The sequence below is a fragment of the Streptomyces thermocarboxydovorans genome (genome assembly GCF_039524635.1).
Lineage (GTDB): Bacteria > Actinomycetota > Actinomycetes > Streptomycetales > Streptomycetaceae > Streptomyces > Streptomyces thermocarboxydovorans.
The window spans coordinates 12,580-33,366 of the sequence record NZ_BAAAGU010000060.1 but is presented as its reverse complement, the minus strand read 5'-3'; the positions used below and the strand labels follow the sequence as shown (position 1 = coordinate 33,366).

General features: G+C 73.8%; 21 protein-coding genes. 11 read left to right on the top strand and 10 right to left on the bottom strand.

Annotated features, from left to right (window positions below; translation table 11 throughout):
• Positions 1-122: 122 nt before the first annotated feature.
• Positions 123-512 carry an ArsR/SmtB family transcription factor gene (locus ABD198_RS24915; protein WP_344005897.1) on the top strand — a complete coding sequence of 130 codons (390 nt, stop codon included), beginning with the start codon at positions 123-125 and terminating at the stop codon, positions 510-512.
• Complete coding sequence (locus ABD198_RS24910) at positions 509-994, top strand: SRPBCC family protein (protein ID WP_344005895.1); 486 nt, start codon at positions 509-511, stop codon at positions 992-994. Before ABD198_RS24915 ends, ABD198_RS24910 begins: the two co-directional genes overlap by 4 nt.
• Positions 995-1,132: 138 nt before the next feature.
• Here ABD198_RS24910 and ABD198_RS24905 read toward each other — a convergent pair whose 3' ends face one another.
• The 4 genes from ABD198_RS24905 to zapE form a co-directional block, all read right to left on the bottom strand.
• A complete protein-coding gene (locus ABD198_RS24905; protein ID WP_344005893.1) occupies positions 1,133-2,557 on the bottom strand; it encodes a PhoX family protein in 1,425 nt (474 codons plus the stop codon).
• Positions 2,558-2,647: 90 nt separating this feature from the next.
• On the bottom strand, positions 2,648-3,874 hold the full coding sequence (locus ABD198_RS24900) for a slipin family protein (RefSeq protein WP_344005891.1): 1,227 nt from the start codon (positions 3,872-3,874) through the stop codon (positions 2,648-2,650).
• A gap of 139 nt (positions 3,875-4,013) precedes the next feature.
• Complete coding sequence (locus tag ABD198_RS24895) at positions 4,014-5,537, bottom strand: SulP family inorganic anion transporter (RefSeq protein ID WP_344005889.1); 1,524 nt, start codon at positions 5,535-5,537, stop codon at positions 4,014-4,016.
• A 463-nt stretch (positions 5,538-6,000) separates the two neighbouring features.
• Positions 6,001-7,119, bottom strand: coding sequence for a cell division protein ZapE (gene zapE / locus ABD198_RS24890; protein ID WP_344005887.1), 1,119 nt, complete (start codon positions 7,117-7,119; stop codon positions 6,001-6,003).
• 37 nt (positions 7,120-7,156) lie between these two features.
• Here zapE and ABD198_RS24885 point away from each other — a divergent pair, with 37 nt between their 5' ends.
• From ABD198_RS24885 to ABD198_RS24865, 5 genes are all read left to right on the top strand, one after another.
• The gene (locus ABD198_RS24885; RefSeq protein ID WP_344005885.1) at positions 7,157-7,936 is read left to right on the top strand and encodes a pyrimidine reductase family protein; all 780 of its coding nucleotides are present in this window, start codon (positions 7,157-7,159) and stop codon (positions 7,934-7,936) included.
• A 255-nt stretch (positions 7,937-8,191) separates the two neighbouring features.
• Positions 8,192-8,665 (top strand): indole-3-glycerol phosphate synthase, encoded by a 474-nt coding sequence (locus ABD198_RS24880; protein ID WP_344005883.1) that lies wholly within the window; start codon positions 8,192-8,194, stop codon positions 8,663-8,665.
• Positions 8,666-8,737: 72 nt separating this feature from the next.
• Positions 8,738-10,135, top strand: coding sequence for a UDP-N-acetylmuramate--L-alanine ligase (gene murC / locus ABD198_RS24875; protein WP_344005880.1), 1,398 nt, complete (start codon positions 8,738-8,740; stop codon positions 10,133-10,135).
• A gap of 20 nt (positions 10,136-10,155) precedes the next feature.
• Positions 10,156-10,563: a peptide-methionine (R)-S-oxide reductase MsrB gene (msrB, locus tag ABD198_RS24870; RefSeq protein WP_344005878.1), complete on the top strand. Its 408-nt coding sequence runs from the start codon at positions 10,156-10,158 to the stop codon at positions 10,561-10,563.
• A 195-nt stretch (positions 10,564-10,758) separates the two neighbouring features.
• Complete coding sequence (locus tag ABD198_RS24865; RefSeq protein ID WP_344005876.1) at positions 10,759-10,938, top strand: hypothetical protein; 180 nt, start codon at positions 10,759-10,761, stop codon at positions 10,936-10,938.
• Between the two features lie 25 nt (positions 10,939-10,963).
• Here the strand turns inward: ABD198_RS24865 and ABD198_RS24860 are convergent, their stop codons facing one another.
• Positions 10,964-12,316 (bottom strand): hypothetical protein, encoded by a 1,353-nt coding sequence (locus tag ABD198_RS24860; protein ID WP_425580544.1) that lies wholly within the window; start codon positions 12,314-12,316, stop codon positions 10,964-10,966.
• Between the two features lie 161 nt (positions 12,317-12,477).
• Here ABD198_RS24860 and ABD198_RS24855 point away from each other — a divergent pair, with 161 nt between their 5' ends.
• On the top strand, positions 12,478-13,710 hold the full coding sequence (locus ABD198_RS24855; protein ID WP_344005874.1) for a molybdopterin-dependent oxidoreductase: 1,233 nt from the start codon (positions 12,478-12,480) through the stop codon (positions 13,708-13,710).
• A gap of 14 nt (positions 13,711-13,724) precedes the next feature.
• A complete protein-coding gene (locus ABD198_RS24850) occupies positions 13,725-14,234 on the top strand; it encodes a hypothetical protein (RefSeq protein WP_425580543.1) in 510 nt (169 codons plus the stop codon).
• A 61-nt stretch (positions 14,235-14,295) separates the two neighbouring features.
• Here ABD198_RS24850 and ABD198_RS24845 read toward each other — a convergent pair whose 3' ends face one another.
• The 4 genes from ABD198_RS24845 to ABD198_RS24830 all read right to left on the bottom strand — a co-directional run bounded on the left by ABD198_RS24845 (position 14,296) and on the right by ABD198_RS24830 (position 17,366).
• The gene (locus ABD198_RS24845; RefSeq protein WP_344005872.1) at positions 14,296-15,069 is read right to left on the bottom strand and encodes a hypothetical protein; all 774 of its coding nucleotides are present in this window, start codon (positions 15,067-15,069) and stop codon (positions 14,296-14,298) included.
• Between the two features lie 181 nt (positions 15,070-15,250).
• Positions 15,251-16,015: a class I SAM-dependent methyltransferase gene (locus ABD198_RS24840; RefSeq protein WP_344005870.1), complete on the bottom strand. Its 765-nt coding sequence runs from the start codon at positions 16,013-16,015 to the stop codon at positions 15,251-15,253.
• Positions 16,012-16,629 (bottom strand): TIGR04282 family arsenosugar biosynthesis glycosyltransferase, encoded by a 618-nt coding sequence (locus ABD198_RS24835; RefSeq protein WP_344005868.1) that lies wholly within the window; start codon positions 16,627-16,629, stop codon positions 16,012-16,014. The genes ABD198_RS24840 and ABD198_RS24835 overlap by 4 nt, the downstream gene beginning before the upstream one ends.
• Complete coding sequence (locus ABD198_RS24830; RefSeq protein ID WP_425580542.1) at positions 16,626-17,366, bottom strand: glycosyltransferase family 2 protein; 741 nt, start codon at positions 17,364-17,366, stop codon at positions 16,626-16,628. The genes ABD198_RS24835 and ABD198_RS24830 overlap by 4 nt, the downstream gene beginning before the upstream one ends.
• A 187-nt stretch (positions 17,367-17,553) precedes the next feature.
• Between ABD198_RS24830 and ABD198_RS24825 the strand changes: the two genes are divergently transcribed.
• A complete protein-coding gene (locus ABD198_RS24825) occupies positions 17,554-18,315 on the top strand; it encodes a response regulator transcription factor (RefSeq protein ID WP_344005866.1) in 762 nt (253 codons plus the stop codon).
• Positions 18,316-18,317: 2 nt separating this feature from the next.
• Entirely contained in the window at positions 18,318-19,430 is a 1,113-nt protein-coding gene (locus ABD198_RS24820) for a sensor histidine kinase (protein ID WP_344005864.1), read from the top strand.
• Between the two features lie 229 nt (positions 19,431-19,659).
• Here the strand turns inward: ABD198_RS24820 and ABD198_RS24815 are convergent, their stop codons facing one another.
• Complete coding sequence (locus ABD198_RS24815; protein WP_344005862.1) at positions 19,660-20,667, bottom strand: NAD-dependent epimerase/dehydratase family protein; 1,008 nt, start codon at positions 20,665-20,667, stop codon at positions 19,660-19,662.
• Positions 20,668-20,787: the final 120 nt, after the last annotated feature.

The window sequence follows — 20,787 nt, the reverse complement described above, 5'->3', positions numbered from 1 at the left end:
TACCCCGGACCACCGGGTTTCAGTGGCCGGGCCCGACGGGTTGCCCCCGCGGCGGTCCGGGGTTGCTTCTTCCGGCTCCCTCCGCTTGCGGGCGGGAGGGGGCGGGGCTAACGTGCAACCAAATGGTTGTAGATGAGCTGACCGAAGAGGCCGTGGACCGCCTGTTCCATGCGCTGGCCGACGCCACGCGGCGCGACATACTCCGCCGGTGCGTGCGCGGCGAGCTGTCCGTCTCGCGGCTCGCCGAGGCGTACCCGATGAGCTTCGCCGCGGTGCAGAAACACGTCACGGTGCTGCAGCGGGCCGGCCTGGTCAGCAAGCAGCGACGCGGGCGGGAGCAACTGGTGCGTACCGATCCCGACGCGGTGGCCCGCGCACGCCGGGCCCTCGACGAACTCGAGAACGCCTGGCGGGCCCGGGTGGACCGGATGTCCGGCCTGCTGGCCGACGAGCAGGGGCCGGACGGCACGGCCGGGCCCGGACGCGGCACGAGGAAAGGACAGGACCGATGACGATCAGCAGTGTCGACAAGGATCTCGACCGACTGACCCTCACCGTGACCGCCGACTTCACCGCCCCGGTGGAGAAGGTGTGGCAGCTGTGGGCCGACCCCCGGCTGCTGGAGCGCTGGTGGGGCCCGCCGAGCCACCCGGCGACGTTCGAGGAGCACGACCTCACCCCGGGCGGCGAGGCCCGGTACTACATGACCGGCCCGGAGGGGGACAAGCACGGCGGCTGGTGGCGGATCACCGCGGTGACGCCGCCGACCTCACTGGAGTTCACCGACGGCTTCTCCGACAGCGAGGGCAAGCCGGATCCCGAGATGCCCACCACGACCGTACGGATGACGCTCACCGCACGCGACGGCGGCACCCGGATGGAGATCCACTCGGTCTACGACAGCCGGGAGCAGATGGAGCGGCTTCTGGAGATGGGCATGGAGGAGGGGCTGGGGCAGGCGGTCGGGCAGATGGACGGCCTGCTGGAGAGCTGAGCCGCCGTCACCTCCGCCGGGGCGATGTCACCTTGGCGCGGACGACGGCATTTGCCGGACGGGCGGGGCACTTCCCGCGCGGGCGGCGTCAGTTCGCGGACGGGGCGGGGCGGCGGGAGTCCCGCCGCCCCGCAGCCGTCATCCGCGCCAGGGGCCGGTGATCGCGAACGTCGTGCCGGGCGTGTAGACGTTGAGGTACATCGTCCGCCCGTCGGGGGAGAACGTGACACCGGCGAACTCGCCCCACTCGGGCTCCTCGGCGGAGCCGATGTTCTGGCGGTTGCGGGCCAGGGCGTAGACCTGGCCGCGCCGGGTGACGCCGAAGACGTGCTGGGCGCCGTCGCCGTCCTCACAGACCATCAGACCGCCGCTGGGGGCGAGACAGATGTTGTCCGGCGACTCGCCGGGCAGCTGCACATCCGTGTCCGGGCCGAAGACGATCACCAGGGTGAGCCGGCGCCGGTCGGGGTCGTAGCGCCAGATCTGCCCGTAGTGGTCGGCCGCCGAGCCCTCGGCGGCGCGGGCGAAGGAGGACACGAAGTACACCGAGCGCCCACCCCAGTAGCAGCCCTCCAGCTTCTGCGCGTGGGTGATGCCCTTCGGGCCGAAGTCCTGGAAGCGGATGGGGGTCTCGACCGCGAGCGGGTCCGGCACGTCCACCCACTCGATGTGGTCGAAGGTGGCGCCCGTCTCCTGGATCGAGGACAGGTCCGGCACCCCCGGCACCCGCATCGCCTGCAGCCGGCCGCCCGCGCGCAGCGAACCGGTGCCGCCCAGCGGCTTCTCGGGCAGGAAGCGGTAGAACAGGCCGAACGGCCGCTCGAAGGCGTCCTCGGTCTCGTAGACCACACCCCGCCGGGGGTCCACCGCGATCGCCTCGTGCTGGAAGCGGCCCATCGCGGTGAGCGGGACGGCACCGGTGCGGCGCGGGTCGGCGCCGTCGACCTCGAAGATGAAGCCGTGGTCCTTGGTGTAGCCGTTGGTGCCCGCCTTGTCCTCGGTCTCCTCGCAGGTCAGCCAGGTGCCCCAGGGGGTGGGCCCGCCCGCGCAGTTGACGGCGGTACCGGCGATGGCGACCCGCTCGGACTGTACCCGGCCGTGGGCGTCCAGCGTCAGCGCGGTGCAGCCGCCCTTGCCCTCGGGGTCGTAGGTCAGGCCGTCGATCACCGGGACCGGGACCCTGCCGTTGTGGCGGTTCTCGTGATTGCGGACCAGATGGACGCTGCCGCGGCGGCCCCGGAAGGCGGCCATGCCGTCATGGTTGGAGGGCACCGGACCCTCCCCGGAGCGCAGGTTCTCGCCCTCGCGGGAGAGCACCTTGTAGCGGAAGCCCTTCGGCAGGTCGAGCAGGCCGTCGGGATCGGGGACCAGCGGGCCGTAGCCGGCGCCGTGACCGAGGTCCTGGGCGGCCGCGGTGCCGGTGAACAACTCGGAAAGAGCGCCGCTGAAGGCGATACCGACTCCCAGCGCGCCGGTGCGCGCGAGCATCTGACGGCGCGTCGAGCCGCCGGGGGCCGGTGCCGGTTCTTCCGTGGGGGAGCCTGTGGACGCGGTTTCGGACATGGGGAAACCTTCCTGCTGGCGGACAGGAACCGTGACCCAGCCGTGTCTATCACCTGTTGTCAGCCGCGTGAACCACGCGCGTAGCACGTGTCACGGCGGGGTGTGCCGTCCGCCCCGTTCGCTGCCGCCGGTCACGGGGTGCTCCTCGGGGCCCAGCAGGTCCTCCACGGTGTGCCGTTCGGCGGTGTCGAGGGCCTCGGCGGCCCGCCGGTCGGCGGCTCGCAGGGCGGCCTCGGCCGACTCGCGCGCCCGCGGGGCCGTGGCGGCGGTGTCCGGATGCGGGTGGGGCTCACCGGGCCGCTCCTGCGGGTCGACGAAACGTCCCTCGTCCTCGGGGGACGCCGGTTCCGGCCGCTCCTCCGCGCGGCTCTCCGTCACGAGCGCCCCGGCCTCCGCCGCGGGTTCAGCCTCCTCGCGCTCCTCGCGCTCCTCGCGCTCCTCGCGTTCTTCGCGTTCCTCGCGCCCAGGCTCCGCCGCACCGGCTCCCTGACGGCGTTCCTCCAGCGCGGGGCCGTCCGTCTGCCGCGGGGCGACCTGGGCGGTCTGGCCCGCCGCCGGCTGGGCGGCGCGCTCCAGGAAGCGCAGCAGCTCCACCGGGAAGGGCAGCACCAGCGTGGAGTTCTTCTCCGCCGCGACCGCCACCACCGTCTGCAGCAGCCGCAGTTGCAGCGCCGAGGGCGTGTCGGCCATCCGCTGGGCGGCCTCGGCCAGCACCTTCGACGCCTGCAGCTCGGCGTCGGCGTTGATGACCCGCGCCCGGCGCTCCCGGTCCGCCTCCGCCTGGCGGGCCATCGAGCGCTTCATGGTGTCGGGCAGGGAGACGTCCTTGATCTCGACCCGGTCGATCTGCACACCCCAGCCGACCGCCGGGCTGTCGATCATCAGCTCCAGGCCCTGGTTGAGCTTCTCCCGGTCGGACAGCAGATCGTCCAGGTCGCTCTTGCCGATGATGGACCGCAGCGAGGTCTGCGCCATCTGGGAGACCGCGAAGCGGTAGTCCTCGACATTGACCAGCGCCGCCGTCGCGTCGACGACCTTGAAGTACACCACCGCGTCGACCCGCACCGTCACGTTGTCGCGCGTGATGCCCTCCTGGGCCGGCACGGGCATGGTGACGATCTGCAGATTGACCTTGTGCAGCCGGTCGATGGCCGGAACGATCAGCTGCAGTCCCGGCTTGCGGGCCGGTCCGTGCAGCCGGCCGAGCCGGAAGACCACGCCGCGCTCGTACTGCAGGACGACCCGTACCGCCGCGGCGAAGTAGACGGCTCCCGCGGCTCCGGTCGCCACGGCCGCCGTGAGCAGCTCCTCCAGCATGAGGACCTCCCGTTCCAGAGGTCTTGCTCGGCCCGTTTCGGGCGATTGCTCTGCGGATACACGTTCCTCCGCTCCTGCAACCATATGCCCGACTCCGGTCCGGGGCCATGCCTCCTGCGCCCCGGACCGGAGGCTCACGTCAGGCGGGGGTCACCGGCTGCTCCGGGTCCGTCGTCGCCGCGGACCGTACGCCGCCGCCCGTCACCTTCACCGGTGTCCCGTGCCGTTCGGCCCAGTTCTCCAGGGCCGTGCGGCAGGCGTGGTCGAGGTGGTGGACGCCGGACAGGTCCAGCTCGACCGGGCGGTCCGCGGGCAGCGACTCCAGGGTCTCCAGGATCCTCGGCAGCCGCAGGAAGGTCGCGTTGCCGGTCAGATGCACCTGGACCGGCCCCGCCCCCTTGTCTATGACCTCCAGCCTGGCGTGCGAGGCCTGCCAGGCCGACTTGACCACCGCCAGCGCCAGACCGATCAGCACGCCCTCGAACATGTTGATCACCACGATCGACACGGCGGTGGCCACGAGGATCAGCGCCTCGCCGCGGTGCGCCAGCCACAGGGCGGTGAGCTGCCGGAACGGGATCAGCTTCCAGCCGGCGTGCACCAGGATGCCGGCGAGCGCGGGCAGCGGGACCAGGGCCAGCAGCCCCGGCAGCAGCGCCGCGAACAGCAGCAGCCACACCCCGTGCATCACCCGGGAGGTCTTGGTGCGGGCGCCGGCCTGGACGTTGGCCGAACTGCGCACGATCACCGCGGTCATCGGCAGCGCGCCGAGCAGTCCGCAGACCGCGTTGCCGGTGCCCTGGGCCATCAGCTCCTGGTTGTAGTTGGTGCGGGGCCCGTCGTGCAGCCGGTCCACGGCGGCGGCGCTGAACAGGCTCTCGGCCGAGGCGATCAGCGCGAAGGCGAGGATCGTGCCGAGGAAGCCGGGGTTCGTCAGCAGGGCGAAGTCGTCCGGGCGGGGCGGCTGGACGGCGTCCAGCAGGCCCTGCACCTCGACCGTGGCGACGGGCAGGGAGAGCGCGGCCGTCACACCGGTCGCCAGCAGCACCGCGGCGAGCGCGCCGGGCACCGCACGGGCGAGCCGGGGCATACGCTGCCACAGCACCAGCACCGCGACGGTGCCCGCCCCGAGGGCGAACGAGGCCGGCGCCCCGCTGTTGCCGGGCAGGGCCTGGAGCGCCCCGGGCAGCCCGAGGATCTTGTCGACGCCGGAGGCGGGAGCCTCCAGACCGGCTGCCGCGTACAGCTGCCCCGCGATGATCACCAGGCCGATGCCGGCCAGCATGCCCTCGATGACCGCGACCGAGATGGCGCGGAACCAGCGGCCCAGCCGGAGCGCGCCCATGGCCAGCTGGAGCAGGCCGGCGGCCAGCACGATCACGCCGAGCGCGGGCAGTCCGTAGGTGTCGACCGCCTCGAAGACCAGCACGGTCATCCCGGCGGCCGGGCCGGACACCTGGAGGCTGCTGCCCGGCATCAGGCCGGCGACGATCCCGCCGACGATGCCGGTGATCAGCCCGAGCTCGGCCGGGACGCCGGAGGCGACGGCGACGCCCACGCCCAGCGGGACGGCGATCAGGAACAGAACGAGGGAGGCGGCGAGATCCTGCCGCAGGTGGGGGAACCGGGGGAGTCCGGTGACTTGGGTGACTCTGGTGCGCACGCTCACCGGACCTCGGACATCTCTGTCTTGGGGCGGCGGGCGGTGTCGCAGAGGTGTTGCATCTGGTGTTTCCTCCTGGCGCGCACGCGGGCGCGTCGGACGAGCAGGGCGAGTGAGGGGCGTCGGGCCGGAGACCCCTTGGCCTTTACCTGACCGGCCGTATGCGCGGATGCGAAGGCGCGCGGAGATTCCGGTGCTCGGGCGCGAGTAAAGCAGCGGTAAGGAAGGAGGGGGCGGCCGATGCCGCCGGACCATGGAACATGCGTCCCCTTCAGGGAAGTTGCGCCTTGGACGTGCACCAGTGCTTGGCAAATGACTGGTCAAGAAACACGTTAACCCCGTTACGGGCTTTGCACGGCCAACTTCGCGTTCCATCGCGCACAGTGCTGAGAGAAGGAGAGGCTGACTGACGTGAACCGGCCCCCGGCGGGAGGCGCTTGGGGGCCGGGTGAAGGGCGCGGGGTCACTCGCCCCCGGCGAGCCGACCGGCGTCGCGGGCCAGCGCGGTGAGCCGCGAGATCGCCCGGAAGTACTTCTTGCGGTAGCCGCCCTTCAGCATCTCCTCGCTGAACAGCTGATCGAACGGCAGGCCCGAGGCGAGCACCGGGACCTCCCGGTCGTAGAGCCGGTCGGCCAGCACCACGAGCCGCAGCGCCGTCGACTGGTCGGGCACCGGGCGCACGCCGGTGAGGCACACCGCGCGGATGCCGTCGGTGAGCGCCCCGTAGCGGCTGGGGTGCACCTTCGCCAGGTGCTCCAGCAGGTCGGGGAAGGCGTCCAGGGTGGCGCCCTCGGTGGCGTGCGCGACCTTGGCCACCACGTCGTCGGAGTAGGGCGGCGGCGCCTCGGGCAGGCCGCGGTGGCGGTAGTCCTCGCCGTCGATGCGCAGGGTGCGGAAGTGGGCCGACAGGCCCTGGATCTCGCGCAGGAAGTCGGCGGCGGCGAAGCGGCCCTCGCCGAGCTTGCCCGGCAGGGTGTTGGAGGTGGCGGCCAGCGCCACCCCGTGGTCGACGAGCTTGCCGAGCAGCGTGGACACCAGCACGGTGTCACCGGGGTCGTCCAGCTCGAACTCGTCGATGCAGAGCAGACGGTGACCGGAGAGGGTCTGCACGGTCTGCTGGAAGCCGAGGGCGCCCACCAGGTTGGTCAGCTCCACGAAGGTGCCGAAGGCCTTGCGGCCCGGCTCGGCCTCGGTGGCGTGCCACAGGGAGGCGAGCAGGTGGGTCTTGCCGACGCCGTAGCCGCCGTCGAGGTAGACGCCGCGGGCGCCGGAGGGGGCCTTCCTGGCCTTGGCCGCCTTGCCGAAGCCGAAGAGCCTGCGCTTGCCCGAGCCGCCGCCCGCCGGCTCGCCGAGTCCCGCCGCGAAGCCCTCGAGGACCCGGACCGCCTCGGCCTGGCTCGGCTGGTTCGGGTCCGGGATGTAGGTGCCGAAGCGCACCGCGTCGAACCGCGGCGGGGGCACCATCTCGGCGACGAGCCGGTCGGCGGGGACATGCGGCTCACGCGCGCACAGCGACAGCGGGGCCGCGTCCGCTATGGGGCCGGAGACGGAGGGGGCGGGAGACGGGGAGGAGGACGACACGCTTCCCCATGCTACGGGGCGTGGAACACTGCTCCGCATGCGACGCCTCTTCCCTGTGACCGACGAAACAGCAGCTCCGGCCGAGGACCGCGAGTGGAGCCTCGCCGAGCTGGCCGCCGCCTACGCGTACCCCGCACCGGCGGCGGACGGGCGCGAACCGTGGCTGCGGGCCAACATGGTCTCCACGCTGGACGGGGCCGCACAGCACGACGGACGGTCGCAGCCGATCTCCTGCCCCGCCGACATGCGGATCTTCGGCACGCTGCGGGCGCTGGCGGACGTCGTGGTCGTGGGCGCGCAGACGGTGCGCCAGGAGGGGTACCGCCCGGCGCGGGCCCGCGCCGAGTTCGCGGCGGCGCGTGCGGCGGCCGGGCAGTCGCCGGCCCCGGCGATCGCGGTGGTCAGCGCGAGCCTCGACCTGGACTTCACCCTGCCCCTGTTCACCTCCCCGCTGGTGCCCACGCTGGTCCTCACCGGCGCCGACGCCCCGCCCGAGCGGGTCGCCGCCGCCCAGAAGGCCGGCGCGCGGGTGGTCACCGCGGGCGAGGGCGGGGGAGTCGACCCCGCCCGGGCCGTACGCGAGCTGGCCGGCCTCGGCTGCACCCGCCTGCTGACCGAGGGCGGCCCGAAGCTGCTGGGCCAGTTCGTGGCCGCCGGGGTCCTGGACGAGCTCTGCCTGACCGTCTCCCCGATGCTCACCGCCGGCGCCGCCCAGCGCATCGCCGGCGGCCCCTCGATCCCGGTCCCCCAGCGCTTCGCACTGACGTCGATCCTGGAGGAGGACGGCTTCCTGTTCACGCGCTACAGCCGCGGCTGAGCCACGCGCGCCGCTCCCGCCACCGAGCCCTCGGAGAGGGAACGGCTCTCTTCGTCATGTCCCGCACACGCCCGTATCTCCCCGTGGTGTCCGGAAACGGGTTCGATGGTTACCGCTGGTCCGGTAATCAGCGGAATCTTTCGTTCCGGTTAGGTGTGCGGGGGGCACACTGAATCCGGCCGTACCCGTGCGCATGCGGGGAAGGATGGTTTCCGCAGGGCCGTCCTCGGCCCGCGAAGGAGAAGGGGCGCCCTGGTGTTCACAAGCGTATTGATGATCGAGAAGGCCCTGACGTCCGCCGACGTGGAGTTCGTCACCACCCTCCACGGTGACGAGCCGGTCTCCTTCCACGTGCTGCTCCAGCCGCGCGGCAAGCAGGCGGACCGGCTGCTGCGGGCCATCGACGACGTGGCCCTCGGCGAGCTGGACGAGGCGGTGCGCGAGGGCGAGACGCCCGAGGGCGAGGACGCCAAGAGCGTCGGGGAGCGGGCCCTGGAGGTGTCCCTGCAGGCGCTGCGGGCGAGCGGGGACGAGGCCGAGGGGCGCCTGGTCGAGGACCATCCGCTGGATGCGCTGAAGGCCATGGTCGAGGAGGTCGAGGCGGACGAGGTCATCGTGCTGACCGACCCGCACTACGTGGAAGAGTTCTTCCACCGCGACTGGGCCTCCCGGGCCCGGCACAAGGTGGGGGTACCGGTGCTGAAACTCTTCTCCCACAGCAAGGCATAGGCTGGGGCCGCGCCCCGCCGCCAGGGGCACGCACACCGTCGTCCCGCTCGTCGCACCACTGGGAGAACACGCATGGCACCCGGCCTTCCCACCGCCCTGGACCGACCGCACTTCATCGGCATCGGCGGCGCCGGAATGTCGGGCATCGCCAAGATCCTCGCCCAGCGCGGCGCCAAGGTGGCCGGCAGCGACGCCAAGCACTCCGCCACCGCCGAGGCGCTGCGCGCCCTCGGCGCCACCGTGCACATCGGCCACGCCGCCGAGCACCTCGCCGACGACGCCAGCTGCGTGGTGGTCTCCTCGGCGATCCGCGAGGACAACCCCGAGCTGCTGCGCGCCGCCGAGCTGGGCATCCCGGTGGTGCACCGCTCCGACGCCCTCGCCGCCCTGATGGAGGGCCTGCGCCCGGTCGCGGTGGCCGGCACCCACGGCAAGACCACCACCACCTCCATGCTGGCGGTCTCCCTCACCAAGCTCGGCCTGAACCCCTCCTACGCCATCGGCGGCGACCTGGACGCCCCCGGCTCCAACGCCCTGCACGGCGAGGGCGACATCTTCGTCGCCGAGGCCGACGAGTCCGACCGCAGCTTCCACAAGTACGCGCCCGAGGTCGCGATCATCCTCAACGTGGAGCTTGACCACCACGCCAACTACGCCTCGATGGAGGAGATCCACGAGTCCTTCGAGACGTTCGTCGGCCGGATCGTGCCCGGCGGCACCCTGGTGATCTCCGCCGACCACGAGGGCGCGCGCGAGCTGACCCGGCGCCTGGACGGCTCGGTGAGGACGGTGACCTACGGCGAGTCGGCCGACGCCGACGTGCGGGTGCTGTCCGTCGTCCCGCAGGGGCTGCGCAGCGAGGTCACCGTCGAGCTGGACGGCGCCCCGCTGACCTTCACCGTCTCCGTGCCCGGACGCCACTACGCGCACAACGCCGTCGCCGCCCTCGCCGCCGGCGTGGCGCTCGGCATCCCCGCCGCCGACCTGGCGCCCGCGCTCGCCGCGTACACCGGCGTGAAGCGGCGCCTGCAGCTCAAGGGCGAGGCCGCGGGCGTGCAGGTCGTCGACTCCTATGCGCACCACCCGACGGAGATGACCGCCGACCTGGAGGCCATGCGCGCCGCCGCCGGCGACTCCCGCATCCTCGTCGTCTTCCAGCCGCACCTGTTCTCCCGCACCCGGGAGCTCGGCACCGAGATGGGCCAGGCCCTGGCACTCGCCGACGCCGCCGTGGTGCTGGACATCTACCCGGCCCGCGAGGACCCGGTCCCCGGCGTCACCAGCGAGCTGATCATCGACGCGGCGCGGGCCGCCGGCGCGGACGTCACGGCCGTGCACGACAAGGCCGAGGTGCCCTCGGTGATCGCGGGAATGACCGGGCCCGGCGATCTCGTTCTCACTATGGGGGCGGGCGACGTCACCGACCTCGGCCCGCGGATCCTGGACCGTCTGTCGAAGCAGCCGAAGTAGCCGAGTAGGGGTTGAGGCTCATGCCGTACGAGGTGGAGAAGCCGGACGAGCAGTGGCGCGCGGAGCTGACCCCCGCCGAGTACGCCGTACTGCGCCAGGCGGCCACCGAGCCCGCCTTCACGGGGGAGTACACCGACACCAAGACCCAGGGCGTCTACTCCTGCCGCGCCTGCGGTGCCGAGCTGTTCACCTCCGAGACCAAGTTCGAGTCGCACTGCGGCTGGCCGTCCTTCTACGACCCGAAGGACTCCGACGCGGTGGAGCTGGTGGAGGACCGCTCGCACGGCATGGTGCGCACGGAGGTCCGCTGCGCCCGCTGCGGCTCGCACCTGGGCCATGTCTTCGAGGGTGAGGGTTATCCGACCCCCACCGACCAGCGGTACTGCATCAACAGCATCTCGCTGCGGCTGCAGCCCGAGGAGGACTGAGGCAGCTCGGTAGGGCCCCCGTCCCCGTGGCCTGCGCGTTTCCGCGCAATGCCGGGCGGGGCGGGGCCCGCGGCGGCACACTGACGGTGTGGCGCGTGTCGAGGTACGGGTGCTGGGGCGGTTCCGGATCGGGGCCGCCGGGGAGCAGCCTGGCCGCTGGAGTCCGCCCGGGGCGCGTCCCTGCTCGCCCACCTGGTGCTCCACCGCGACCAGGCCCACCCCCGCGGGCACCTGGCGGGACTGCTCTGGCCCGACTCCACCGAGACCCAGGCCCGCACCGATCTGCACCATCTGCTGCACACCCTGCGCTGCACCGTCCCCGGCGTCGAGCAGGTCCTCGAGATCACACCCGACCGCACACTCGCCGAGGCCTGACCGCTCCCGGCCCTCCGCGCCTCGCTCACCACCCCGTCACCAGCAGATGGTTGACCAGCAGCGCGAGCAGTGCCTGCCCGGCCAGCCACACCCGGGGGCCGGGCAGCAGGGCGCAGGCGGGCAGCAGCCAGAAGGCGAACGGCAGCCAGATGCGTTCGGTCTCCGCCTTGCTCATGCCGGACAGGTCCGCGATCAGCAGCGCGAGCAGGGCGGAGAGCGCCAGCAGCGCGAGGCGTGCCGCCGGTGGGCCGGTGAGCCGCCCCCGGCGCGCGACGAGCAGACCGCCGCACCGGCGCAAACCCGCCACGGCCGCCGGGCCGATGATCAGCACCGTGCAGGCGAAGTTCGCCCACACCCAGTAGCCGTACGGCCTGACCCCGCCGGCGCCCTGGTAGTAGCGGGTGACCAGCAGCCGGTACGCCTCCCACCAGTCGAAGCCCAGCGCCGTGAAGACCGCCGGGACCACCAGGATTCCCGCCGCCAGATACGGCAGCGGCCGCAGCCGCTCCCTGCCCAGCAGCAGCACCGCCGCGCCGGTCACGGCGGACAGCGTCAGCCCGTAGGACAGGTACACGGTCAGCCCGAACAGCAGTCCCGATGCCAGGCCCGTCCAGCGCGGGCGGTGTCCGGTCACGGCGAGGGCGAGCAGCGCCACCGCCCAGGCGGTGACCGCCGTGAAGTACCCGTCGGCGGAGGTGCCCACCCACACCGCGGCCGGGGCCAGGACCAGGAACGGGGCGGCGCGGCGGGCCCAGGACTCGCCGGCCAGGGCGCGGACGGCGCACAGGATCGCCACGCCGGCGGTGGTGCCCACGGTGATGCAGAAGGCGCCCGCCCAGCCCCCGCCGCCCAGCCCCGCCCGGTCCAGCAGCACGAAGGTGACGGTGGCGCCCGGCGGGTGACCGGCCACATGGGCGGGCCAGTTGTCCGGCGCGTCGATCAGGATGTGCGCGGTGAAGTCCCGCAGGGTGGCGGGGATGTCGTCGAAGCGGCCGATGACCCGCAGATACTCATGACGGGTGGTCAGCTGTTCGGCGATGCCCCGGTGCCAGCCGTCGATCAGCGCCAGCGACCAGGTCCACGCCAGGGCGGCCGCCCACACCGCGGCGAGCAGCGTGCGCCAGGCCGGCCGCCGGGCGAGCGCCGGACCGTACACCACGACGGCCACCGCGACCAGCACCGCCGCCGGTGTGCCCGGGCCGAGGTGCGGCTCCCAGTGGGCCAGCAGCGGCGGCCAGTTCACCCGCAGGGAGCCGTCCCGGCGCTGGATCGACCAGCCGATCAGAGCCGCGGCCGCCACGAGCAGCGCGGCCGCGGCGACGGCGTACAGGTCACGGCGGAGACCGGACTTCAGGCCACGGCGGAGACCGGAGTCCAGGTCACGGAGCGGAGCGGAGCGGGGGTCACGGCGGAGATCACGGTTCACGCGGTCACGCTAGGCCGGGCGGACGCCCGAGCCGGGCCGCCGAGCGTGGACGTCAGCGTTTCGTCACCGGTCATGACCCGGCTGACGGGGGAGTGCGGACCTACGGTCGGTACATGGCTCGGTCCCTCCTCACCGCCCCGCGCTGGCGCAGCCCGCTGCGCGGCCCCCGGTTCACCGCCGTGCTCGGCATGGTGCTCCTCGCCGGCATCACGGTCCTGTTCGTCACGGGCCTGGTGTCCTACGCCTCGTACAACCCCGATCTGGCACGGGTGAACGACAAGACCCCGGACAAGGGGATCCTCGGCTTCTACCTCTTCTCCTGGCCCACCGACCCGCCCTGGCTGTACCGGCTCACCCAGGGCGTCCATGTCACCCTCGGGCTGACCCTCGTCCCGGTGCTGCTGGCCAAGCTGTGGTCGGTGCTGCCCCGGCTGTTCACCATGCCCCCGGCCCGCTCGCTCAGCCACGCCCTGGAACGCCTGTCGCTGGTGCTCCTGGTCGGCGGCGCGCTGTTCCAGTTCGTCACCGGCATCCTCAACGTCCAGCTCGACTACGTCTTCCCCGGCTCCTTCTATCCCCTGCACTTCTACGGCGCCTGGGTCTTCTTCGGCGCCTTCCTCGCCCATGTGGTGCTGAAGATGCCGGTGGCGCTGCGCAATCTGCGCGCCATGCGGCGGCACCAGCCGGAGGAGCCGAGCGACCTGGTGACTTTGGACCCCGACCCGCCGACCCTCTCCCGCCGGGGGGCGTTCGGGCTGGTGGGCGGCGCCTCGCTGCTGCTGTTCGCCACCTCCGCCGGGCGCAGCTTCGACGGGCCGCTCCGGCAGACCGCCGTCCTCACCCCGCGCGGCGGGCCCGAGCCGGGCACCGGCCCCAACGGCTTCCAGATCAACAAGACGGCCGCCTACGCGGGGATCCGCCCCGCCGAGACCACCGCCGAGGCCTGGCGGCTGGTCGTCACCGGGCGCTCCGGAACCGTCCGGCTCAGCCGCGCCGAGCTGCTGGACCTGCCCCAGCACAGCGCGGCGCTGCCCATCGCCTGCGTGGAGGGCTGGTCGACCTCCGACCAGTGGTGGCGGGGCGTGCGGCTGCGCGACCTCGCGGCGCTGGCCGGCGAGGAGGAGCCGCCCGACGTGCTCGTGGAGTCGCTGCAGCGCCGGGGCGCCTTCCGCACGGCGGCGCTGCGCGCCAACCAGGTCGCCGACCCGCGCTCCCTGCTGGCCCTGGCCGTCAACGGCGAGGATCTCAGCCTCGATCACGGCCACCCGGCGCGGATCATCGTCCCCGCGGCCCCCGGAGTGCTCAACACCAAGTGGGTGGCCCGCCTGACCTTCGGAAAGCTGTGAGGACAGTGGCACGGATCCAGCGGTTCCGCCGCCTCCCCCGCTTCCCCCGCCTCCCCCGCTTCCCCCGCTTCCCCCGCCTCCCGCGCCCGGTGCTCGGCAGCCCCTTCCATCTGCTGGTGCTGCTCTGCTCGTTCGCCCTGTGCGGGTACGCGGGGGTGCGGCTCCTGGAGGGCGACTGGCTGCTCGTCGTGCTGTGGTTCGTCGGCGCGGCCGTGCTGCACGACCTGGTGCTGGCGCCCGTGTACCTGGCGGCCGACCGGGCGCTGCTGGCGACCGCGGGCCGGCGCCGGCGGTGGGTGAACCATGTGCGGGTGCCGGTCGTGCTCTCCGGGCTGCTGCTCCTCGTCTGGTTCCCGCTGATCACCGGCCGGGTCTCGGAGCGCTACGCCCGGTTCACCGCCTTGTCCGCCGACGGCTACGCCGCCCGCTGGCTCCTCGTCACGGCCGCCCTCTTCGGCGGCTCCGCGCTGCTGTACGCGGTACGGGTGCGCAGGGGGCGGCGCCGTCCGCCGGCTCAGGACTGACGGGGTCTCTCGTCACCCCGCCCGGTCGTCCTCGGCGGCCGGTCTTCCGGCGCCGTGTCGTTCAGTGCCCGGTCTCCCGGGGCGGCGGGAACTCGCGCACGAGGTCGCCGCCCCGGGGCTCGTAGCACGACATGCCGGCGTTCCAGCCGAAGCCGGTGAGCAGTGAGTGGAGCTCCTCCCACCGCTCCGGCTCGACCTGTCCGGAGAAGCGGATGAGGCCGGGACCGGAGAGCGTGCCGAGCCGGGCCCAGCCGGTGGAGAAGGCGAGCTCACCGGAGAACTGGTCGGACGGGCCCGTCTCCCAGCCCGCCCCGGACAGGGCGGCGGCGAACTCCTCCAGCGAGGGCCTCGGGACACCGTCCTGCTCATCGGCCTCCGGGTGGACGGCTCCGTGGACGTTGGGGAGCCCGTCCAGCTTCTTGCGCAGCCAGTCCGGGATGTTCTCCTCGGTGCGGGGGAAGTAGGCGAGGTCCCGGGCGTAGCTCTCGGGTGCGAAGGAGGGCGTGTCCGGCTCGTTGTCGTAGTCGTAGTGGACCGTGTACTTCTCCGGGGTCAGTGTGTAGACCAGCGTGAACCAGGTGCCTCTGCCCTCGGCGTACATGCCCTGCCGCAGCCGCCGGCACAGCTCGGTGATGCCCCGCGGGATGCCCGACGCGACGAGACTGCTGCCGTCCGCGGCCTTGACGGACAGGGACGCCGCCGAACCGCCGACGGCCAGTTCGGCCCACCGGAGGGTCGCCGTCGCCCAGCCGTCGGGGAGACTGCCGCCGAGCACACCGCCGATCTCGGCGCATATCTCGGCCTGTTCAACGACGTTCAGGGCGTGGGGGGCCACGGTGTCACCTTCCTCGCGGGGATCAAGGGCTCTCTGCTCGGACGCATGGCACGACCATCCGGTTGCGGGGGCGACCGCTGGGATGTGGGCCGTGGCAAGGCGTTGCCCGACGAGGAAGGGCGGCGTATGCGAGCCGCTGGGCGGGGTATGCGAGCCGCTGGGCGGTGTATCCGGGAGCCGGTCAGCGCCGCGAGGTCGCCGGCCCGGTGCGCAGGGCCACGAAGCTCCGTCCGCCGGACGTCCAGTCGGCCTCGGTGCGCCAGCCCGCCTCGCCCGCGTACCGCAGCAGTGCGGCGGTGCCGAGACGGGCCCAGGGGAACGGGCTGCCCGGGGTGCCGCGGGCGCCCGTGACCTGGACCGTGACCCGTTCGTCGGCGTCCGGGAGCGGAGCCGTCTCGGCGAGCAGGAGCCCGCCGGGTGCGAGCAGCCGGGCCAGCCGGGCGAGCAGGGCGGACGGGTCGCCGCCGATGCCGATGTTGCCGTCCAGGAGCAGGGCGGTGCCCCAGCGGCCGGTGCCGGGCAGCGGATCGAACACCGAGCGGTGCAGGGCCTGTCCGCCGCGCCGCACGGCGCGGGCGACCGCGGCCTCGCTGACGTCGATGCCCAGGGCCCGCCGACCCTGCGCGGCCAGCGCCGTCAGCAGCCGTCCGGGACCGCAGCCCACGTCCAGCACCGCGCCCTCGCAGCGCCGCAGCACCTCCAGATCGGCGGCGTCGGCCTCCGCGCACCACCGCTCGACCTCCAGCGGCAGCAGCCAGCCGTCCGGCCGCCGCAGGAACAGCGGCCCCCGCCCAGTGTGCAGGGCCTCGGCGTAGGTGTCGGACGACCAGGCCCCCACCGACTCCACCGTCTGCACCGCCTCCGCCCCCACCGACTCCACCGTCTGCACCGTCTCCGCGCCGCCCGGCGTGGGCCCGCGCTGCGCGCCGAGGCGTATCCCCCTCATCGGCGGGACGCCGTCAGGTCGGCCAGGCGGGCGGCGAAGCGGCTGCCGGGCGCCGCCTCGGCGACCAGCGCCGCGTCCCGCGCGGTGTCCACGTCCCGGAGCATCGGCAGGTCCCGCACCCGCAGATGCGCGAGGCGGCGGCGCTGGGCCGCGCCGGTGTGCGGGGTGGACATCGGGACGCCGCGCAGCAGGGCCGGGGCGGGCTCGGCCAGGCCCAGGGCCCAGAAGCCGCCGTCCTCGGCGGGGCCGAACCAGGCGTCGCAGTCGGCGAAGTCGACGGTGAGCAGGTCGGGGGTGACCTGCGGGGTGTCCATCCCGATCAGCAGGGCCGGGCCGTCGCACCGTGCGAACGCGCCGGCCAGCCGTTCGTCGAGGCCGCCGGCGCACTGCGGTGCGACCTCGAAGCCGGCCGGCAGCCAGGGGCCCGGCGCCCCGTCGAGCACCAGCAGCCGGCGGCGGGCCGGGGTGCGGGCCACCGCGTCCAGGGTGTCGGCGAGCGCGGCCCGGGCGAGGTCCGCCGCCTCCTCGGGGGTGAAGGGCGGGGTGAGCCTGGTCTTCACCCGGCCCGGCCGCGGCTCCTTCGCGACGACCACCAGCGTCACATCGCTCGTCACGGGCCCACGTCCTCTCGAGCGTTCTCTCGAGCGTCCTCCCGCGCGTCCTCCCGCGCGTCCACCCGCGCGGGCGGCGTCTCGCGCAGCACCCGGCTCATGTCCCGCACCGCCTGCCAGGTGCCGCGCCAGGTGCCGGTCACCTTGGACGTCCCGGTGCGGGGCAGATACGGCACGTCGTGCTCGGTGACCCGCCAGCCCGCGTCGGCGGCGCGCACCACCATCTGCAGCGGATAGCCGCTGCGCCGGTCGGTCAGGTCCAGGCTCAGCAGGTCCTCGCGCCGGGCCGCGCGCAGCGGGCCGAGGTCGTGCAGCCGCAGCCCGGTGCGGCGGCGCAGCAGCCGGGTGAGCGCGAGGTTGCCCGCGCGGGCGCGCAGCGGCCAGGCGCCGCGCGCCCGCGGCCGGCGCCGGCCGAGCACCAGGTCGGCCCGTCCGGAGCGGATCTCCGCCACGAACGGCACCAGGTCGGCCGGGTCGAGCGAGGCGTCGCAGTCGCAGAAGCAGACGATCTCGGCGGTGGCGGCGGTGAGCCCGGCGTGGCAGGCGGCGCCGAATCCGCGCCGCTCCTCGCGCACCACGGTGGCGCCGAGCGAGCGGGCGACGCGGTCGGAGCCGTCGCGGGAGCCGTTGTCCACGACGATCGCGCGCCAGCCGGGCGGCACGCGCTCCAGCACCCACGGCAGCGCCTCCGCCTCGTCGAGACAGGGGAGCACGACATCCACGACATCCACGGGAGCCACGCCGCTCGCGGCGCCGCCGGGCGTCCCGCCCGGGTCCGGGCCGGGCGTCTCCGGCCCGCTCAATGAGTTGATCACGGCTCTCACTCTACGAAGACGAAGCGGATAAACCGGACTTCGGCTCCTTACGAAACGCGGACGTCGGCGCCCGGCGGCGGCGCTTTCGCGCGCGCGGTGCGAGGCTGGCCGCATGGAGCAGCAACAAGCCACCGGGCAGGCCAGGGCGCGGGTCCTCGTCGTCGACGACGACCCCACCGTCGCCGAGATCGTCTCGGGTTACCTGGACCGTGCCGGCTACGACGTCGACCACGCGGGCGACGGCCCGGACGCCCTCGCGCGCGCCGCCGCGCACCGGCCCGACCTCGTCGTCCTGGATCTGATGCTGCCCGGCATGGACGGCCTCGAGGTGTGCCGCCGGATCCGCGGCCAGGGACCCGTGCCCGTGATCATGCTCACCGCGCGCGGCGACGAGGACGACCGCATCCTCGGCCTGGAGGTCGGCGCCGACGACTACGTCACCAAGCCGTTCAGCCCGCGCGAGCTGGTCCTGCGGGTGGAGTCCGTGCTGCGCCGCGCCCGCCCGGCGCCGCCGTCGGCCGCCGTGCTGCGCGCGGCCGGCCTCTCGGTCGACCCCGTCGCCCGCCGCGCCCACAAGAACGGCACCGAACTCGCCCTCACCATCCGGGAGTTCGACCTCCTCTCCTTCTTCCTCCGCCATCCCGGGCGGGCGTTCACCCGCGAGGAGCTGATGCACGAGGTCTGGGGCTGGGACTTCGGCGACCTGTCCACCGTCACCGTCCACGTCCGGCGGCTGCGCGGCAAGGTCGAGGACGACCCGGCCCGGCCCCGGCTGATCCAGACGGTGTGGGGCGTCGGTTACCGCTTCGACACCGTGGACACATCCGGCGTGGAGACATCCGGCGTGGAGACATCCGACGCGGGGCAGGACTGACCATGCGCGACACCCTTCTCATCGCCCTGTTCGCCTTCGCCGGCGCCGCCGTGGCCGGGCTGCTCGGCGCCTGCGTCCTGCTGCTCATCCGCCGCCGGTCGCTGACCGTGCACCTCGCGGTGGTCGCCGCCGTCGCGGTGACCGCGATGCTCGCCGGCACCCTCGCCGTGGCCCAGGCGATGTTCCTCTCCGCGCACGACCTCACCGTCGTCACCACCGTCGTCGCCATGGCGGCCGTGGTGTCCCTGGCGACCGCGCTGCTGCTGGGCCGCTGGGTCGTCGCCCGCAGCCGCGACCTGGCGCTGGCGGCCCGCTCCTTCGGCGACGGCGGCGACTTCGCGGCACCGGACGGCCCGGCGACCGCGGAACTCGCCGCGCTCAGCCGGGAGCTGGAGTCCACCAGCCGCAAGCTCGCCGAGTCGCGCGACCGCGAACGCGCCCTGGAGACCTCCCGCCGCGAACTCGTCGCCTGGATCTCCCACGACCTGCGCACCCCGCTCGCCGGGCTGCGGGCCATGGCCGAGGCGCTGGAGGACGGCGTCGCCGCCGACCCCGACCGCTACCTCAAGCAGATCCGCACCGAGGTGGAACGCCTCAACGACATGGTCGGCGACCTCTTCGAACTCTCCCGCATCCACGCCGGCACGCTGACGCTCTCGCTCTCCCGCATGTCCCTCTACGACCTGGTCGGCGACGCTCTCGCCGGCGCCGATCCGCTCGCCCGCGAGCACGGCGTACGCCTGGTCGGCGACCGGGTGGAACCGGTGCCGGTGGAGGTGGACGGCCGGGAGATGAGCCGCGTCCTTGGCAACCTCCTGGTCAACGCCATCCGCCGCACCCCCGCCGACGGCACGGTCGCCGTCACCGCCGAACGCTCGGACACCGGCGTGGTCCTGGCGGTCACGGACGGCTGCGGCGGCATCCCCGAGGAGGACCTGCCCCGCGTCTTCGACACCGGCTGGCGCGGCACCCACGCCCGCACCCCGCCGGCCGGCGCCGGCCTGGGTCTCGCCATCGTCCGCGGCATAGTCGAGGCCCACCGGGGCACCGCCACCGTCCGCAACGTCACCGGCGGCTGCCGCTTCGAGGTCCGCCTCCCGGCGGCGGAGGCCTGACGGGTCCGCCTCTTGGCGGCGGAGGCGTGACGGGCCCGTGTCTCCTGTCGGTGGGGGCGTGACGGGCCCGTGTCTCCTGTCGGTGGGGGCGTGACGGGTCCGCCTGCCGGCGGCGGAGGCGTGACGGGTCCGTGTCTCCCGGCGGCCGAGGCATGACGGGTCCGCCTGCCGGCGGCGGAGGCGTGACGGCCGTCCCGTCCAACCGCCGGCGTCCGGGGCCGCCGGGACATCACGACGGGTCGCCGCGCAGCCCCGCCGCCGCGAACTCCCGCATCCCCTCCTCGAATTCCACCTCCGGCTTCCAGCCCAGCTCCGTGCGCAGGCGGGAGGAGTCGGCGGTGATGTGGCGGACGTCGCCGAGGCGGTACTCGCCGGTGACGACCGGCTCGGGGCCGCCGCAGGCGGCGGCGAGGGCGCGTGCCATCTCCGCGACCGTGCGCGGGGTGCCGCTGCCGGTGTTGTAGGCGGTGAGGGCGCCGCGCGGCGGCTCCGCCTCCAGAGCGGCGACGTTGGCCCGGGCCACGTCCCGTACGTGCACGAAGTCGCGGCGTTGGCGGCCGTCCTCGAAGACCCGCGGTGCCTCGCCGCGGGCCAGGGCCGAGCGGAAGAGGGAGGCGACGCCCGCGTAGGGGGTGTCGCGGGGCATCCGGGGGCCGTACACGTTGTGGTAGCGCAGGGACACCGCGGTGGCGCCGGTGCTGCGGGCCCAGGCGGCCGCCAGGTGCTCCTGCGCCAGCTTGGTGGTGGCGTACACATTGCGCGGGTCGAGCGGGGCGTCCTCGGCGGTCAGCCCGGGTTCGAGTCCGGTGCCGCAGTGCGGGCAGCGGGGTTCGAAGCGGCCGGCGTCCAGGTCGGCGACCGAGCGCGGGCCGGGCCGTACGACGCCGTGCCGCGGACAGTCGTAGCGGCCCTCGCCGTACACGACCATCGAACCGGCCAGCACCAGCCGGCGCACGCCCGCCTCCGCCATGGCCGCCAGCAGCACCGCCGTGCCCAGGTCATTGTGGGAGACGTAGTCCGGCGCGTCCCCGAAGCCGGTGCCGAGCCCCACCTTGGCGGCCTGGTGGCACACGGCGTCCACGCCGGACAGCGCGCGGCGCACCGCGTCCGGGCCGCGCACGTCGTGCGCCGGGTCGGAGCGGATGTCGGACACCGTCGCTTCGTGGCCGTGGGCCCGCAGTGCCTCGACGACATGGGATCCGATGACACCGGCACCGCCGGTGACCAGTACGCGCATGTGCCCACGCTAGGTCCGCGCGCCCGCCCGGCAGCGGGACCACGCCCGGCACGTCACCGCTCCGTAAGACTCCGTGAGGAGACTCCAAGACCCGTGAGAGCGCTCCAGGCCCCGTGAGAT

Coding starts and splice junctions, on each gene's coding strand:
- ABD198_RS24915 (WP_344005897.1), top strand. CDS start 123: ATGGTTGTAGATGAGCTGACCGAAGAGGCCGTGGACCGCCTGTTCCAT.
- ABD198_RS24885 (WP_344005885.1), top strand. CDS start 7,157: ATGCGACGCCTCTTCCCTGTGACCGACGAAACAGCAGCTCCGGCCGAG.
- ABD198_RS24910 (WP_344005895.1), top strand. CDS start 509: ATGACGATCAGCAGTGTCGACAAGGATCTCGACCGACTGACCCTCACC.
- msrB (WP_344005878.1), top strand. CDS start 10,156: ATGCCGTACGAGGTGGAGAAGCCGGACGAGCAGTGGCGCGCGGAGCTG.
- ABD198_RS24905 (WP_344005893.1), bottom strand. CDS start 2,557: ATGTCCGAAACCGCGTCCACAGGCTCCCCCACGGAAGAACCGGCACCG.
- murC (WP_344005880.1), top strand. CDS start 8,738: ATGGCACCCGGCCTTCCCACCGCCCTGGACCGACCGCACTTCATCGGC.
- ABD198_RS24820 (WP_344005864.1), top strand. CDS start 18,318: ATGCGCGACACCCTTCTCATCGCCCTGTTCGCCTTCGCCGGCGCCGCC.
- ABD198_RS24815 (WP_344005862.1), bottom strand. CDS start 20,667: ATGCGCGTACTGGTCACCGGCGGTGCCGGTGTCATCGGATCCCATGTC.
- ABD198_RS24840 (WP_344005870.1), bottom strand. CDS start 16,015: ATGAGGGGGATACGCCTCGGCGCGCAGCGCGGGCCCACGCCGGGCGGC.
- ABD198_RS24825 (WP_344005866.1), top strand. CDS start 17,554: ATGGAGCAGCAACAAGCCACCGGGCAGGCCAGGGCGCGGGTCCTCGTC.
- ABD198_RS24900 (WP_344005891.1), bottom strand. CDS start 3,874: ATGCTGGAGGAGCTGCTCACGGCGGCCGTGGCGACCGGAGCCGCGGGA.
- ABD198_RS24855 (WP_344005874.1), top strand. CDS start 12,478: ATGGCTCGGTCCCTCCTCACCGCCCCGCGCTGGCGCAGCCCGCTGCGC.